The sequence below is a fragment of the Crateriforma spongiae genome (assembly GCF_012290005.1).
Classification (GTDB): Bacteria; Planctomycetota; Planctomycetia; order Pirellulales; family Pirellulaceae; genus Crateriforma; species Crateriforma spongiae.
Window position 1 is genome coordinate 111,973 of sequence record NZ_JAAXMS010000001.1, and the last position, 15,017, is coordinate 126,989.

Consider the following 15,017-nt stretch of genomic DNA (forward strand, 5'->3'; position numbering starts at 1 on the left):
CCTTCGTGGGTAGGCGGGTTTCGAATGGGGGAAGAACCCAAAAGCTTGGGATGTGAATCTTCCTGCCGTCACGCTCGCGTGTCAAACTATTCCCACGGATGCGAGCCGATTTGTCGCAGCAACGGACCAGCCATCAGACAGGAACAAAAGTATTGACCACGACGCTGGGCATTTCCGCTTTCTTTCATGACTCAGCAGCGTGCTTGGTACGTGACGGACGGATTATTGCTGCCGCTCAGGAAGAACGATTCAGCCGCATCAAGCATGATGCCGGTTTCCCGGAATCCGCGATCCGGTACTGCTTCGATGCGGCAAAAATTTCGCCCGGTGATTTGGACCATGTCGTGTTCTATGAGAAGCCGATCCGGAAGTTTGATCGGCTGATGGAATCGTTTCTGGCAACCGCGCCGCGATCTCTGCGTCCTTTCACAACCGCAATGCCGTCCTGGATCAAAGGCAAACTGAATCTGCGAAAGACGCTTCGGCGCCGTTTGGACCAAGTTGCCGGCGATGGCCGACGGTACGGGGGCAAGATTCACTTCGTCGACCATCATTTGGCGCACGCGGCCAGTGCCGCGTGGACATGCCCCTGGCCCAACGCCGCTGTTCTGGTGTGCGATGCCGTGGGTGAATGGGCGACGACCAGTCTGGGCTGGTCCGACGGTCAGCAAATCCAGCTGACCCATCAATTACGGTACCCGCATTCGCTGGGGCTGCTGTATTCGGCGTTCACGTATTTCTGTGGATTCACTGTCAATTCAGGCGAATACAAGTTGATGGGGTTGGCGGCCTACGGAACGCCAAAGTATGCCCAGACGATCGAATCGAAATTGCTGAATATCGCTTCGGATGGTTCGTTTCGTTTGAATCAGGAGTTCTTCGGGTTTGTCGATTCGTTGAAGATGACCAATCAACGATTCGCTGATGTGTTCGATCAAACACCGCGAAGGGCGGATGAACCGATCACGGATTTTCATCGTGACCTAGCGGCATCCATACAAAAGGTTACCGAAGACATTCTGTTGCGAACCGCGAAGCATCTGCATCGTTTGCACGCTGCCGATGTCTTGTGCATTGCGGGCGGTGTGGCCTTGAACGGAAAGGCCAACGGGCGGTTGATGGTCGAAACACCGTTTCGGAAAATCTATGTGCCGCCAGCCCCCGGTGATGCCGGGGGTGCCGTGGGCGCCGCGCTGCTGATCGATCGCGCATCGGTGAACGACGCTGCTGTGGGGGACCGAGCGATTTCGCAATATTCGATGCAAAACGCGTGCTTGGGGCCGGTCTATGATTCACAGCAATCCAGTCAAGAACTACGGAAAATCGGTGCGAGCTTTCGTTCCTTGACGGACGACGCATTGATCGACGAAGTGGCCCGGCGTCTGGCCAACGGTCAAGTCGTCGGATGGATGGATGGGCCGATGGAATTCGGGCCTCGCGCCGTCGGCCGAAGAAGTATCTTGGCCGATCCACGCGGCGAAGACGTCCGCGATCGAATGAACAAGGCGATCAAGTTCCGTGAACCTTTTCGACCTTTCGCACCGGTCGTTCTGGCCGACCGAGTCAGCGAGTACTTCCAAGTATCGTGCGATTTTGAAAGCCCCTGGATGTCCTTCATTGTTCCGGTCAAAGCTGCGGCCGGAATCGCACCGGCGATTATCCATGCCGACGGCACCGCTCGGGTGCAGACATTGACCCGGGATCAGAACCCCAAGCTGTATCGTCTGATCCAAAGGTTCGATCGGCTGACGGGATGTCCGATGTTGGTGAACACCAGCTTTAACGTGAAGGACGAACCGATCGTTGCCAGCCCCGTTGATGCGTATCGTTGCTTCCGGAAATCCGGGATGGATTGTTGTGTGATCCAGAACCATCTTTTGGACAAACGCGAATCATGTTGAAGGCTTTTGCCCACAAGATGGCATCCTTCGCCGCCGTCGTTGCTCACGCGGTGACGACCGTGGCGTTGATCGTTGTTTATGTGCTGGTGGTATGGCCGATCGGCCTGTTTCGCAGGATCATGGGCAGCGATCCTTTGAGCCGTCGCGACAGAGCTCGTCCACAGTGGTTGCGTTGTGCGGTGGACAGTCGCGATCAGGACTATGATGCGATGTACTGAATCCACCGTTCATGGGCCGTCATGGGTATCGCGGCGATGCAACAACCGTACCGCACGCGGGTGTCAACCGAATGAAAAATCGCATTTCCGCCGAAGACCGACCGCCGGCCGATCCCGGATTGGTCCGCGAGTTTTGGCAATTCATCCGGCAGGAAAAAAAGTGGTGGTTGTTGCCGATCCTGGTCAGCTTGGCGTTGGTGGCATTGGTAACGGTGATCGCATCCTCACCCGCGGCTCCTTTCATCTACACGCTTTTCTAGACGCGGGGTGGTGCCGATGATCGCCTCGGTGGCCGTCGTACGTTCCAGCGACGGGGGCAGCATTGGCGGCCGGCAACTCGCACCTCGCCGGTCCGCTGGCTAAACTGTCGCTTTGCCTCGGGTGGTGTGACGTCGAACCCGGGGAACGACCCTCCTTGCTTCCACCCCGTTGAAACGCGATGAAACCCTTCCAATCCAAAACCGCTTCACGCCGTCAATTCCTGGCCGCATCGGCCGCCTCGGTCGCCGCAGCAACCATGGCGTCACGCGGCCTGGTTCCCTCCGCCGCATTTGCCGACAGTCACGGCGGCGATGCACCGTTCAAGATTTCGCTGGCCGAATGGTCACTGCACCGAACGCTGCGAGATGAATCCAAGTCACTGACTAACCTGGATTTCCCCCGTGTTGCCAAAGAAGAGTTTGGCATCGAGGCCATTGAATACGTCAACCAGTTCTTCATGGACAAGGCGGAAGACAAAACGTACTTGGCCGATCTGAAACAACGCTGTGATGACCACGGTGTCAAAAGCCTGTTGATCATGGTTGACCGCGAAGGTCGCATCGGCGATCCCGATGAAGCCAAGCGAAAGGAAGCGGTTGAGAAACACCACAAATGGGTCGACGCCGCGAAGTTCTTGGGATGCCACAGCATCCGAGTCAACGCCAGCAGTGCCGGCAGCTACGAAGAACAGCAAAAGTTGGCCGCCGACGGTCTGGCCCGTCTCAGCGAATACGCCAAGCCCCATGGTTTGAACGTCTTGGTTGAAAACCACGGCGGCTTGTCCAGCAACGGACAGTGGTTGGCCGGCACGATCGAAAAGGTTGGCATGGATAACTGCGGTACCCTGCCCGACTTTGGCAACTTCTACATCAAGCGAGGTGACAACCCCGAGATTTACGATCGCTATCAAGGGGTTCGCGAATTGATGCCTTTTGCCAAGGCCGTCAGCGCTAAGTCACATGACTTCGACTCGGAAGGCAACGAAGTCAACACGGACTATTTCAAGATGATGGATATCGTCATGGAGTTCGGTTACCACGGGTATGTTGGCATCGAATACGAAGGCCGTGAACTGGACGAATTCGAAGGCATTAAACGTACCAAGGCGTTGCTCCAGAAAGTCGCAAGCAAAGTCGCCCAGCCGACCGGCTAATTTTTCAAACCGTGGGCGGGCTGTGGTTCATCCCACAGCCCGTCGTCGCGGACTTCTTCCAACATCCGACGCACTCGTTCGGGATGTTGCCCGGCCAGGTCATTCTCTTCCGCCGGGTCGTTTGCCAGATCGAATAGACGCCATCCGTTTTCGGCGATCGCCGGGATACCGGTCTTGGAGCGTCGTTTCTGCGTCGGCGGATAGTTCACCAGTTTCCATCGACCGCGTCGGATGCCGACGGAGGTGTCTCCTTCGGAACTGGCCCAGTACAGGTATCGGTCTCCGCCTGCCGGGGTCTGACCCAGCAGGGCCGGCAAGTAGCTGACACCATCAATGGATTTGGGCGGGGCGACACCTGCCAGATGGCAGGCGGTCGGCAAAAAGTCCCAGAAAGCGGACGGCCAGTCACTGGTGGTGCCGGCGGAAATCTTCCCCGGCCATCGAGCGATGAAGGGGACCCGAATGCCACCTTCGTGCATCGAACGTTTCGACCCTTGTAGAACGCCGTTGCTGTCAAAAAACTCTTCGTCGTGACCACCCTCATGGTGCGGGCCGTTGTCCGACGTGAAGATCACCAACGTGTCTTTTGCGATGTCTTGTTCGTCCAGCAAGTCGAACAAGCGACCCATGTCGCTGTCCAAGCGGCCAATCATCGCTGCAAAACCCTTTTCCGGATTCGGCCACGATTCGTTCGCGTAGATGCCATAATCGGGAACTTCCATTCCATCCCCATGGACGCGTCCGGCTTCATTATTGGCGTGGGGAATCGTCAGATGCATGTGCAACAAAAAAGGGGCCGATGCATTGCGGCGTATAAATTCAAAAGCCTTTTCCACCATCACGTCGTGGCTGTAGGTCACTTTGGCTTTTGCCACACGGCCACGTCCATTGGGAACGTCATCGATAACGTTTCCTTTCAAAGTGACGACGCGATCATTTTCCCACAGAAATGCCGGATAGTAGTTGTGAGCGTTGGACTGGTTCATGTATCCAAACCAGTAATCAAAGCCGTTGTTGTTGGGATGCCCAGCGTTGTCGATTTCATCAGGCGTATCGACGTTTCCCAAAGCCCATTTGCCGACACCGCCCGTCGCGTAACCGGCGTCTTGCAACAGTCTGGCCACCGTGGTTTCCGAACCGGTCAAATTGTGGGATGCGTTGCCAATCAGTCGTGTGTGGCCGACGTGCTGGCCGGTCCAAAGCACCAATCGCGACGGCCGGCAAACGGTATGCCCGGCATAGTGATCAGTAAAACGAATTCCTTCGGCTGCCATTTGATCCAGGTTCGGAGTGCGGATTTTCGATTGCCCGTAACAGCCCAGGTCACCGTATCCCAAGTCGTCCGCCATGACGTAGATGATGTTCGGACGTCGCGTTGCCGATTGTTTTTCGTCCGCAGCTTCACGTGCCTGTTGGCGTCGCTTCATGATCCCTTCAAGTTTCTCGGCTTCCTTCTTCAGCACGTCGTTTGGGATGTTGGCTGGGGTGACTTCGGACCGCTGCAGCGATTCTTCGTCTGGGATGGTTCGCAAATAGATGTTGCGGAACCAAACCGGATCGCCATGGTCCTGTAGCCATAGTTTGCCACCACGATCGGAAAGATTGCCGCCGCGTTTGTTCAGCAGATCGACATGGAACTGCCATCGAGGATCTTCGTAGTCAAAATCAATGACCTTCACACCGTTGCACCAATGCTGAATCACGGTGTCCTTGCAGACGATGCGGCCGGTATTCCATTGACCGGCGGCGCGTGTCACATCACGTGACGGCTGCATGCAAAAATACAAAGACGCTGCGCTGGTTCGTGGGTTCGTTCCATCGCGATGCGTCGTGTTGTCCAAAATCTGGTATTCGTACTGGCCGGGCCGATAGTAGATGCCGCTGTTGCTGCCTTTGGCGACCTTCCATTCGAACCGTAGCTCGAAATTGTCCGGCAGCGGTCCGCCTTGATAGGTCAATGGTCCGCCCGAACCTTCACGTGCAACCACTCCGGAGTCGATCGACCAATTTCCTTGGTGCGACCAACCGTCCAGCGAATCGTCGGCCAAAAGCGAGGTGAATCCGGCCGGTGGTTCGTCTGCGTATCCCGCCGAAGGCAATTCGGTGACGCTTATCAAAAAGGATAGAAACGAAAAGCCGAACAATCGTAGCGTGAAGGAGCGTTTCATTCGCATGGCGGGAACCAATCGGTGATGAAGGTGGGGGTGGGGGAAAGACACTGTTGTCTGAAGGAGAACGCATCGCAAGATCTGTCGCCGCGATGGCGACCGGTCGATGCATCAAGCGGGTGAGCGGGTGATGTCGGCAGCCCGGTGTTTCTGCGGAATGGCTGGATGAACCGACCGGAATACGATCGGGTTATTCCGCTCGGACCTCTTGCAATTCCTTCACCCACATTCGGTGCATGATATCGTCAAACGCAACCAACGTGACGCGTCGAATGCCGGGTTCGGATAGCACCGCTTTGTGAACGGCGCGAACCGAGATCTTTGCCGCTTTGTCGATCGGAAACCGATATGCACCACAACTGATCGCGGGAAAGGTCACATGTGACAGACCCAATGAAGCGGCGATCCAGATCGCGCGTTCATAGCAAGACACCAGTTGCTGATATTCATCGTGCTTTCCGCCGCGATAGATGGGGCCGACGCAGTGAAGCACGTGCCTGGCGGGCAGACCGAATGCCGGAGTGATACGACAACCGCCCACGGGACAACGCACGTTGGGTTCAAGCTCAGGTAATTGTCGACAGGCTTCGCGTAGCGCGGGCCCGGCGACACGGTGAATCGCGCCATCAACGCCACCGCCGCCCAGCAGGGTTTGATTGGCTGCGTTGACGATGGCGTCGCATGGTATCGCGGTGATATCGCCGACTATGGTTTCGATGGAAGTCATGCGTTTGCCAGAGGTTCCAGGCCGCGAATTCCAGCGGACACGCTGCTGCCGAATTGATCAATTTCGATGCCCACGCCTTGCGCGATACCAACGAACAAGTTGGCAAGCGGTGTGTTCTGGTTGTGATCGTGAGCGACGTATTGGCCGTGCCGATATCCGCCACCGGCAACCAAAATCGGCAAATTGTGCCAATCGTGCGAGCTTGCGTTTCCGAGGTTGGAACCGTAGACGACCGTGGTCTGATCCAGCAGTGTACAGTCGCCTTCTTGGATACTGCGCAGCCCATCCAGAAACTTCGCAAATGCGGTGAATTCGGCCTGCTCGATCAATTTCAATTCTTCGATCTTTGCCGGGTCTTTCCCATGATGAGACAAGCCGTGCCAGTCGCTGGCAACGCCAGGAATCTTGGGCGCGGCATTCAGGCCGCTGATTCCAAACGTAACGGTTCGCGTGCTATCGGTTTGTAACGCAAGCGTGATCATGTCGTACATGGCCGCTTGACGCTCAATTGCCATCAACTTGTCGCGGATGTCGTCCGGTTCCTCCGCGTCAACCTTGGGTTTGGGACGCCGAACCCAGCCTTCCGACTGTGTCAGCCGGTGTTCCAGTTCACGAACCGACTGAAAATACTCTTGCAGCTTGTGTCGGTCGTTTGATCCCAGTTGTTTTGCCATCGTGTTGGCGCTCTGGGTGACGGTGTCCAGGATGCTGTGCCCTCGGCGTAGCCGAGCGATCTCCGATGCGATCTGTTGTTCGTTACCTTGCAGAAACAATTCGCGAAACAACTGGGATGGCGACGTGGATCCCGGAATCGGGACACCGCCGGATGTCCAGGAAAGGGATCGCCCCGATGTCGACAACGCCAGATACGGAAAGCGTGTCTGCATGCCGATTCGCTGTGCGATCAATTGGTCGATCGAGATCGTGTTCTTGAAACCAGCCAGACCGGGGCGTTGGGCCGATGTCAGGAATGTCAGCGACGACGCATGCCCGTTGTTGCCCTGTTGTTCGGGATGCGAAAGTCCTGAAAACAAGGTCACCTGGTCCAAGTGATCCCGAAGCTGATGCAGGTAGGGCGTGTTCGCCTTCAGGGGGCCCGGTTCCGATGGGAACAAAAACGGGGCATGGAACCCCAGTCCCGCACAAATCCACACCGAACGCTTGGGCGGCGGGCCGGTTTGCGTTTCCCCGGCCGACACGCGGTCCCGCATGCATTCCAGAAAAGGCAGACTGAGCCCCACCGCACCCCAACCACGAAGTAGTTGGCGTCGATGGATACGCTTCACGCGTGAGATGTTGTTGCGGCGGGATGACATGGCTGGAAGCTTCACTTGGTTCGAAAAAGTTCGCTGGCGACGACGCTGTGAATCAGCGAACGAAATCCGTATCCGCTGCTTCGCGTTGAATCAACGATACGATCGATCTCTTCGCGATCCGAAAAACCGGGTTCTCGTCCGATCGCGAACGTCAACAGTTTCTCGACAACGGTTTGCGCGATGCGTCGGTCATTGGCGGCGACGATCTCGCGGAATTGGACAAAGCCGTCAAAGCTGTCGCCTTGAACGGTTTGTCCGCTGGCATCGACCGGTTGAGCCAATCGGTATCGGACGGATCGACCGTCGACCCTGCGATTCACGCGATCACCTTCGCCCAGGCTACGGTATCGCGTCCGCCACCCGCCGACCGGATCAAAACACTCCAGCGCGAATCCCGGCGGGTCAATGATTTGATGACATGATTGACACGACACCAAGTTCCGGTGTTTGTCCAATTGTTCCCGCAGCGTTGCGGCGCCGCGGATGTCAGGTTCCACCCCGGGAATGCCCGGTGGCGGTGGCGGAGGGATCTGGCCCAAGATCCGTTCGGTAACCCATACGCCGCGGACGACGGGCGAGGTGTTCGTGCCGTTGGCACTGGATTTCAAAATGGAAGCTTGTGCCAACAAGCCACCGCGAACGTCCGACGGGTTCAATTGCACCAGTCGGATTTGCGGGCCGCCGACATCGGGGATCTGGTAGTGTTTCGCCAAGCGTTCGTTCAACATCGCAAAGCCCGGATCGATCAACTGGCCGCTGGGCAAATCAACCCGGATCGCATGGCGTAAAAACTCGTGCGTTTCGCCCTTCATCGAATGCAACAAATACCCGTCGTATTCGGGAAACAGGCGTTCGTCGGGATTGGTGAACTCGATTTCGCGCAAGTTCAACCAGGCGTCGGCAAAGTCTTGAATGAAACGATCACTCCGTTCGGATTCCAGCAACCGATCCACCTGGCGGCGTCGTTCATCGGGATCGCTTAGGCGTCCGTCGTCGGCAGCCTTTCTTAGCGAAGCATCCGGCGCGGTTCGATTCAGAAAGTAGGACAAGCGTGTCGCGACGGCGTGGTCATTCAGCTTGCCACTTGGTTCGACGAAGTACAAGAAATCGGGTGAACACAAAACTCCTGACACCGCCGTTCGCAACGCCTGCTCGATCGAAGCGCCGCGGTCACGTTCGCTGCGGTACAGACCCCAATACAACGCCACTTCATCGTCGCGGACGGGGCGGCGGAACGCCTGTGATGCGACTCGCCGAACCGCTTCGTGAACTTCTTGGTCCGGATCGTCGCTGACAATTTTAAAGGATGCCCGATAACTGGAGCGAAGCCGATGCTTTGGATTGCTGGGAGGAATTTCTCGGCGGTCCATTTCCCCGAAAATCAGTCGATGTCCCCGGCTAGGAAACTCATCCAACAACGGGCCGACCAAGCTGACATTCTTGATGGCCAGGCCTGGTCCCTCGTAATCGTCCGGGCCGGACTTTCGAATGTTGTACTGACCGGTATCCAAGCCCCAGGGAGTGATTTGGATCATGTACCGTTCATCGATCCATGCTTCCAATTGAATCGTGGTCGGTCGGCCGGGCGGAAAGCTGACATAGCCGTAGGTGGGTTTCTCCGAGCCACGTTGAAAGCTCGTGCCGCCGATGTGAGCGGTGATCGGTTGGTCGGACTGGTGGGCGTAACCGGTGACTTCAATTCGGTATCGCCCGGGTGTCTTCACGCTGGTGCCGCGCAGCATGCCGGTGGGGTAACCAAAGTCATCAAAAAAGACGACCGCATCATCGTCCAGCTTCTTCCACACCTTGCCGATAAACTGTCCGCCTTCGCGTGAATCTGCATAGCTGGCGTTGATCGTTTCCGCTGATGTGGGTGTGCTGGATTTTGCGATCGCGGCATCCACGACGCTGTCGGCCGCGTCAATGTACTGACGCAAATGAACGCTGGAGATGCCAAGCGCGTGGCCCACTGTATCAAAACCGTGTGCCTGGCCGTCTTCGGGCAATCGGTCCATCAAGTTGACGTGAGTCCCGAACATATCGTTCATCGTGTTCTGGTACTCACGGCGATTCAGACGCCGTAGCGTCGCGCCGTTGTTTCGACGATGTTGGTCTCGCAGGATTTCACCCAATGGCTGCAACAACACGGCGCGATCCCGGCGGGGAATCGTGTCATAGTCGGTCGGCGGCATTTCGCCACGATCGACGCGGTCGTGGATCCGAACCCAAATCGCATGATTCACGAGACTCGAATCGTTAAGTGTATCGAGGTCGATGGCCAAGCCACCTTCCTGAGCACCCTCCATGTGACAGTCGGCGCAGTACGACGTAAGAAACGCTGTCGCATCGTCGGACAAAGTCAGCACATCGGATTCGGTCGCCCGACTGTCGACGCCTAAGATGGAACCCACCGCGATCAAGCAAGTCATCCAGCATAGGCAACGGCAGTTCAATACTCGGGGCGTCACAAACGTTCTCCGCCGGGGAACCAAGGATCATCGTGGGGGAGTGTCGGCCAAAAAAACGACGACGCGCCAGTATATCCGCCGGGTCGGTCGGTTGCCGGTTTGTCAACGGGCCGCTCCTTCGCGGGGGCGATGTCGTTGCCGTGGCCAACGCTTGATCGTCAGCAATGTGATCCTTTAGGCTCCTTCGGCTGATCTGATCCCTCGGGACGCGTGCCGGCGAAGGCTGGTCGTTCGTTGTCCCGGCATGTTTTGTCCCCTTCTATTGATCCAGGACATCCACGGACGTATGAACGATTTTCCATTAAAGGGCCGCCGAGTCCTGTCGCTTGTCGGTGAAATCTACGAAGACCTGGAGCTTTGGTACCCCAAGTTGCGGCTGATCGAAGCCGGAGCGGACGTGGTTGTTGCTGGCCCCGAAGCAAATGCCCATTACAACGGAAAGCATGGTTATCCCTGTACCAGCGACGCTGCCATCGCTGACATGAATGCCGACGCATTCGATGCGTTGTTGGTCCCAGGCGGATTCATGCCCGACAAGTTGCGTAGGGACCCAGTGGTGTTGGACTTGGTGCGTGCGTTTGATGCATCGTCCAAACCGATCGCTGCGATTTGCCACGGCGGTTGGATTCCGATTTCCGCGGGGGTGTATCGGGATGTCTGCGTGACCGGATCGCCGGGGATCAAAGATGATCTGGTCAACGCCGGCGCGATTTACGAAGACGCGGCGGTTGTCGTCGATCGTCACCATATTACAAGCCGACGCCCCGATGACCTTCCCGAATTCTGTCGGGCGTTCATCGAGGCGATCGCGAATCAATCGGGTGAATAGCCGGCGTGGGCCCCAGTACGGATATCAAACGTACGGAAATCCAACGTTTGGTTCCGTGCTGTGAACCCGAGGCCCTTTAGCCCATGGTGGCCGAACGCCACCACTTGTGGTGCTTCTCTTCCAGTTCGTCGACGCTGGGATACGCGTATTGCTTGATCCCGGTGGAATCGCCCACATAAAAGCCGCTGGCTATCGTGCGGTAAAACGCGGTCAACGGTGGATCACGATCGACCGTCTTGGCGAACTTGGCCGGCTTGTTGGTGATTTCATCCAAGCAGTCTTCGATGTGTGCCGGATTGTTGTAGGGCAGATAGCCTGCCAAACGACCATCGCTGTCCCTGGCCACTTGCGTCTCGGCGAAGAAAATTCGCGGGACGCTGACCGGGTTGGCTGAATCGGTGATCTTTTTGGTGAACTCCAGGGGATCCAATTTGGTCACGACGCGAGGTGTCAAAGGACACAGTTCCGCATACATGAATGCTTCGCTGCGGCCGGCCGGTGCTTGATAGTCTTGGCTATCGAGCGTCAACACACGACCATCACGAGTGGTCAGGTGCAACTGCCCGTAAGCTTCCAGCGGAACATGTTCCATGACGCGATACACACTCATGTACTTACTGCGTCGCGGTTGCCCGGAACTGTGCGGCACGCAGCGTTCTTCCAATTGATCCAAATTCAGTTCACTTGAACGGAACGACGGATCCAATTCAAAGAAGACCACGTTACCAAACGTTTTCTTCCGCGTCCCTACGGCCATGTATGCGCCGAATTCTTCGGCCGATAAGTGCGACGCAACGAGAGCTTCGTGACGATAGCACATCAGATAAAGGTGAATGTCCATGATGATTTTGTCTGCAATGTGAATTGGGGTTGTTAGTAATCAGGTTTTCATTCAAGCCGGGCGATCAATTGCCCATGCCTAGGTAGGCACCGATCAGCGGCGCGAACTTCACAACCAATCCCGCAAAGACAATGCTGACCATGTTCATCAGCTTGATCAGGATGTTTAGCGAGGGGCCCGTGGTATCTTTGAACGGGTCGCCCACCGTATCGCCGACAACACTGGATTTGTGGGCTTCGGACCCCTTGCCACCGTGTTTGCCGGTTTCGATGTACTTCTTGGCGTTGTCCCAGGCACCGCCTGCGTTGCTCATGAACACCGCCATCGCGTAACCGGCACACAAACCGCCCACCAGCAATCCCATCACACCACCGACGCCCAGCACCAGCCCGACGCCGACCGGAACCAGCACGGCCAGCAATGATGGACGCAGCATTTCCTTCTGGGCACCCGATGTCGAAATCGCCACGCAACGTGCGTAGTCGGGGGTTCCCGTGCCATCCAAGATGCCAGGGATTTCATCGAATTGACGGCGAACCTCCAGCACCATTGCCATCGCGGCGCGACCAACGGCCTTCATCGTCATTGCTCCGAACACAAAGACCATCAAGACGCCTAGGAACACGCCGACCAATACCTTGGGGTTCATCAGGGTGATCTTGTAATAGTCCATGTAGGCTTCGAGACCGGCCGGCGGCATGGCCGCGATCTGTTCTTTCAAGCTGGCATCGGCGGAAAGTTCGCCCTCGGTGTTGTGACCGATCGCCGCGCCGGCGTGGTTGACGACCACATGAACCGGTTGGTCGTCGACCATGATTTCAATGGCGTTTTCCGAGTTGCTTTCGATCGCACTGACGGTGTAGTGATCGTTGTGTCTGCCATCGGCTGCATCACCACCGGGCAAGAACAGCCCGTACTTGCCGTGACCCAGCGGAACGATCGTGAAATCTTCCGTTTCGCTGTCCATGACTTCATAGGCCGCCGCAACTTCGCGGTGAATACCCACACGAACTTCTTCGACATAAGCGGCCAGCAAGGCCAGTGACGTCAGTGCAGCCGAACCGATGGCAAAGCCTTTGCCGATCGCCGCGGTCGTGTTGCCCAGCGAGTCCAAGGCATCGGTGCGCTCGCGGACTTGTTTGGGCAAGCCCGACATTTCAGCGTTACCGCCGGCGTTATCAGCGATCGGACCGTAGGCATCCGTGGCCAGTGTGATTCCCAGGGTCGACAGCATGCCGACCGATGCCATTCCGACGCCGTAAAGTCCCATGACCAAGTTTTCAAATCCATCGCACGCTGCAAAGGAAACCAGCATGCCAAGACTGACGGCCACGATCGGAATCCAAGTCGACAGCAAACCGGTCGCCACACCGTCGATGATCAGTGGGCCAGTGCCGCTGACCGCTTGATCGGAAATACCTTGCGTCGGTTTGTATTCGGCACTGGTGTAGTATTCCGTTCCGTATCCAATGATCAGACCGACGATCAAGCCGGTTGCCACTGCGATCACAACACCCCAGCAAACGCTGGACGGCAACAAAATTGGCATGATGATCATGGCAGCGATCAAGACCATGCCGCTGGAGCCCCAGATTCCTTTGTTCAATGCCATCATCAATTTTTTCATGGATGCGCCTTCTTCAGTGGCGACCAAGAAAATGCCTGCCAGCGAAAGCAGGATTCCCACACCGGCCAAGACCATTGGGGCACCCAGGAAGGCCAATTGCGCCGAGATCTTGTCGCCGAAACCTTCCGGAACGCCGCCCAAACTGACGGCGGCGACACCCAGTGCCATCGTTGCCAAGATCGAACCGGCGTACGACTCGTAAAGGTCGGCACCCATACCGGCCACGTCACCAACGTTGTCACCGACGTTGTCGGCGATCGTCGCGGGGTTACGGGGATCGTCTTCGGGGATTCCGGCTTCGACCTTGCCGACCAAGTCGGCACCGACGTCGGCGGCTTTGGTGTAGATCCCGCCACCGACACGAGCAAACAACGCTTGGGATGACGCACCCATGCCGAAGCACAGCATCACCACGGTGATCGTTTCCAGGCTCATCGGCTGGCCACCGAACACGACGTGGTGGAATTTGTACAGATACAGGAACCACAGGCTGATATCCAGCATGGCCAGTCCGACCACGGCCAGACCCATCACGCTGCCGGCGCGAAAGGCAATCTTCAGGCCACGGTCCAGCGATTCGCTGGCTCCCTGGGCGGTACGTCCCGACGCGTTGGTGGCGGTCTTCATGCCAAAGAAGCCGGCCAAGCCCGAAAAGAAACCGCCGGTCAGGAAAGCGAATGGAACCAAGCGGTGTTGGACTTCCAAACCGAACGCCATCACGGCCAACAGGCTGCTGACGACGATGAAAAAGATGATCACCACCATGTACTGACGTCGCAGATAGGCGTAGGCACCTTCACGGACGTACTTGGCAATTTCCTTCATGCGGTCGTTGCCTTCGCTTTGTTCCATGATCCATCGATAGAACATGAAAGCGCTGACCAAGGCGACCGCGGCGGTGATCCAAGTCAAGTGCCACCACAGCGGCAACGGGCGAGACTGGTCAAGAGCGGTTTCGACAATCTCGCCGGTGGCCTCAGACCCTGCCGCCGCAAGCGGCGGCAGTAACCAGTTGGAAAAAATGTCAGGGATGGAAGGAAGTACATGCATGATGGGACCTCGGGTTCCTGCGTGTGGAAGGGGGATCGATGACAGGCAGTCGACCGTTGGGCCCGACGCGACGGTTAGGGCAGCCATCGTTCTGGGCCGAAGGGATCGCGGTCTTCGCGATGCATCGGAGCTTACCGATTCAACTTTTGATCTGCTACGCAACAGCACACTCAAAACAGGCTGATGTGTGCGAGTGAGACGATTTGTCATCAGCTAGCAAACGCGTTGGCCATGAATCGCCACAACTTCAACGCACCGATAGGTTTTGGAGCGGTCATGATGCCGCCAAGAACGGGTGTCTACCGGACAATCTGTCGCTGAAGGCTGGGAAAATTCCCCGCACGCATTCACGAGATGCCGATCGGTTCAGTACCATTCGACTCGTTCCATCGGCCGACCGAACGTTCATCGTTTAGAGTGCCTCTGCGACACAGTGGCACACATTGGTTTCTGGTGGG

Annotated in this window: 11 protein-coding genes; 5 read left to right on the top strand and 6 right to left on the bottom strand. The window is 57.0% G+C overall.

All coding sequences use genetic code 11. The features are described from left to right. Positions 1-152 precede the first annotated feature (152 nt). The 4 genes from HFP54_RS00450 (at position 153) to HFP54_RS00465 (ending at position 3,533) form a co-directional block, all read left to right on the top strand. The gene (locus HFP54_RS00450; RefSeq protein ID WP_206035937.1) at positions 153-1,901 is read left to right on the top strand and encodes a carbamoyltransferase family protein; all 1,749 of its coding nucleotides are present in this window, start codon (positions 153-155) and stop codon (positions 1,899-1,901) included. Further along, a complete protein-coding gene (locus HFP54_RS00455) occupies positions 1,895-2,119 on the top strand; it encodes a hypothetical protein (protein ID WP_168563672.1) in 225 nt (74 codons plus the stop codon). Before HFP54_RS00450 ends, HFP54_RS00455 begins: the two co-directional genes overlap by 7 nt. Positions 2,120-2,190: 71 nt before the next feature. After that, positions 2,191-2,379, top strand: coding sequence for a DUF5989 family protein (locus tag HFP54_RS00460; protein WP_146411390.1), 189 nt, complete (start codon positions 2,191-2,193; stop codon positions 2,377-2,379). Between the two features lie 179 nt (positions 2,380-2,558). Further along, on the top strand, positions 2,559-3,533 hold the full coding sequence (locus tag HFP54_RS00465; protein WP_168563673.1) for a sugar phosphate isomerase/epimerase family protein: 975 nt from the start codon (positions 2,559-2,561) through the stop codon (positions 3,531-3,533). Here the strand turns inward: HFP54_RS00465 and HFP54_RS00470 are convergent. From HFP54_RS00470 to HFP54_RS00485, 4 genes are all read right to left on the bottom strand, one after another. Beyond that, complete coding sequence (locus HFP54_RS00470; protein WP_206035938.1) at positions 3,530-5,707, bottom strand: sulfatase-like hydrolase/transferase; 2,178 nt, start codon at positions 5,705-5,707, stop codon at positions 3,530-3,532. The two genes, HFP54_RS00465 and HFP54_RS00470, sit on opposite strands and share 4 nt — an antisense overlap. A gap of 184 nt (positions 5,708-5,891) precedes the next feature. Beyond that, positions 5,892-6,428, bottom strand: a complete 537-nt coding sequence (locus HFP54_RS00475) for a macro domain-containing protein (RefSeq protein WP_168563674.1) — start codon at positions 6,426-6,428, stop codon at positions 5,892-5,894. Continuing rightward, positions 6,425-7,744: a DUF1552 domain-containing protein gene (locus HFP54_RS00480; protein ID WP_168563675.1), complete on the bottom strand. Its 1,320-nt coding sequence runs from the start codon at positions 7,742-7,744 to the stop codon at positions 6,425-6,427. The genes HFP54_RS00475 and HFP54_RS00480 overlap by 4 nt, the downstream gene beginning before the upstream one ends. Before the next feature lie 11 nt (positions 7,745-7,755). Beyond that, positions 7,756-10,173 (bottom strand): DUF1592 domain-containing protein, encoded by a 2,418-nt coding sequence (locus HFP54_RS00485; protein WP_168563676.1) that lies wholly within the window; start codon positions 10,171-10,173, stop codon positions 7,756-7,758. Positions 10,174-10,456: 283 nt separating this feature from the next. On the opposite strand from HFP54_RS00485, the gene HFP54_RS00490 reads away from it, so the two are divergent. Further along, positions 10,457-11,041 carry a type 1 glutamine amidotransferase domain-containing protein gene (locus HFP54_RS00490; protein ID WP_168563677.1) on the top strand — a complete coding sequence of 195 codons (585 nt, stop codon included), beginning with the start codon at positions 10,457-10,459 and terminating at the stop codon, positions 11,039-11,041. A gap of 76 nt (positions 11,042-11,117) precedes the next feature. On the opposite strand, the gene HFP54_RS00495 is transcribed toward HFP54_RS00490, so the two are convergent. Further along, positions 11,118-11,882 carry a hypothetical protein gene (locus HFP54_RS00495; RefSeq protein WP_146411418.1) on the bottom strand — a complete coding sequence of 255 codons (765 nt, stop codon included), beginning with the start codon at positions 11,880-11,882 and terminating at the stop codon, positions 11,118-11,120. Between the two features lie 64 nt (positions 11,883-11,946). Beyond that, the gene (locus HFP54_RS00500) at positions 11,947-14,559 is read right to left on the bottom strand and encodes a sodium-translocating pyrophosphatase (RefSeq protein ID WP_168563678.1); all 2,613 of its coding nucleotides are present in this window, start codon (positions 14,557-14,559) and stop codon (positions 11,947-11,949) included. Between the last annotated feature and the right edge of the window lie 458 nt (positions 14,560-15,017).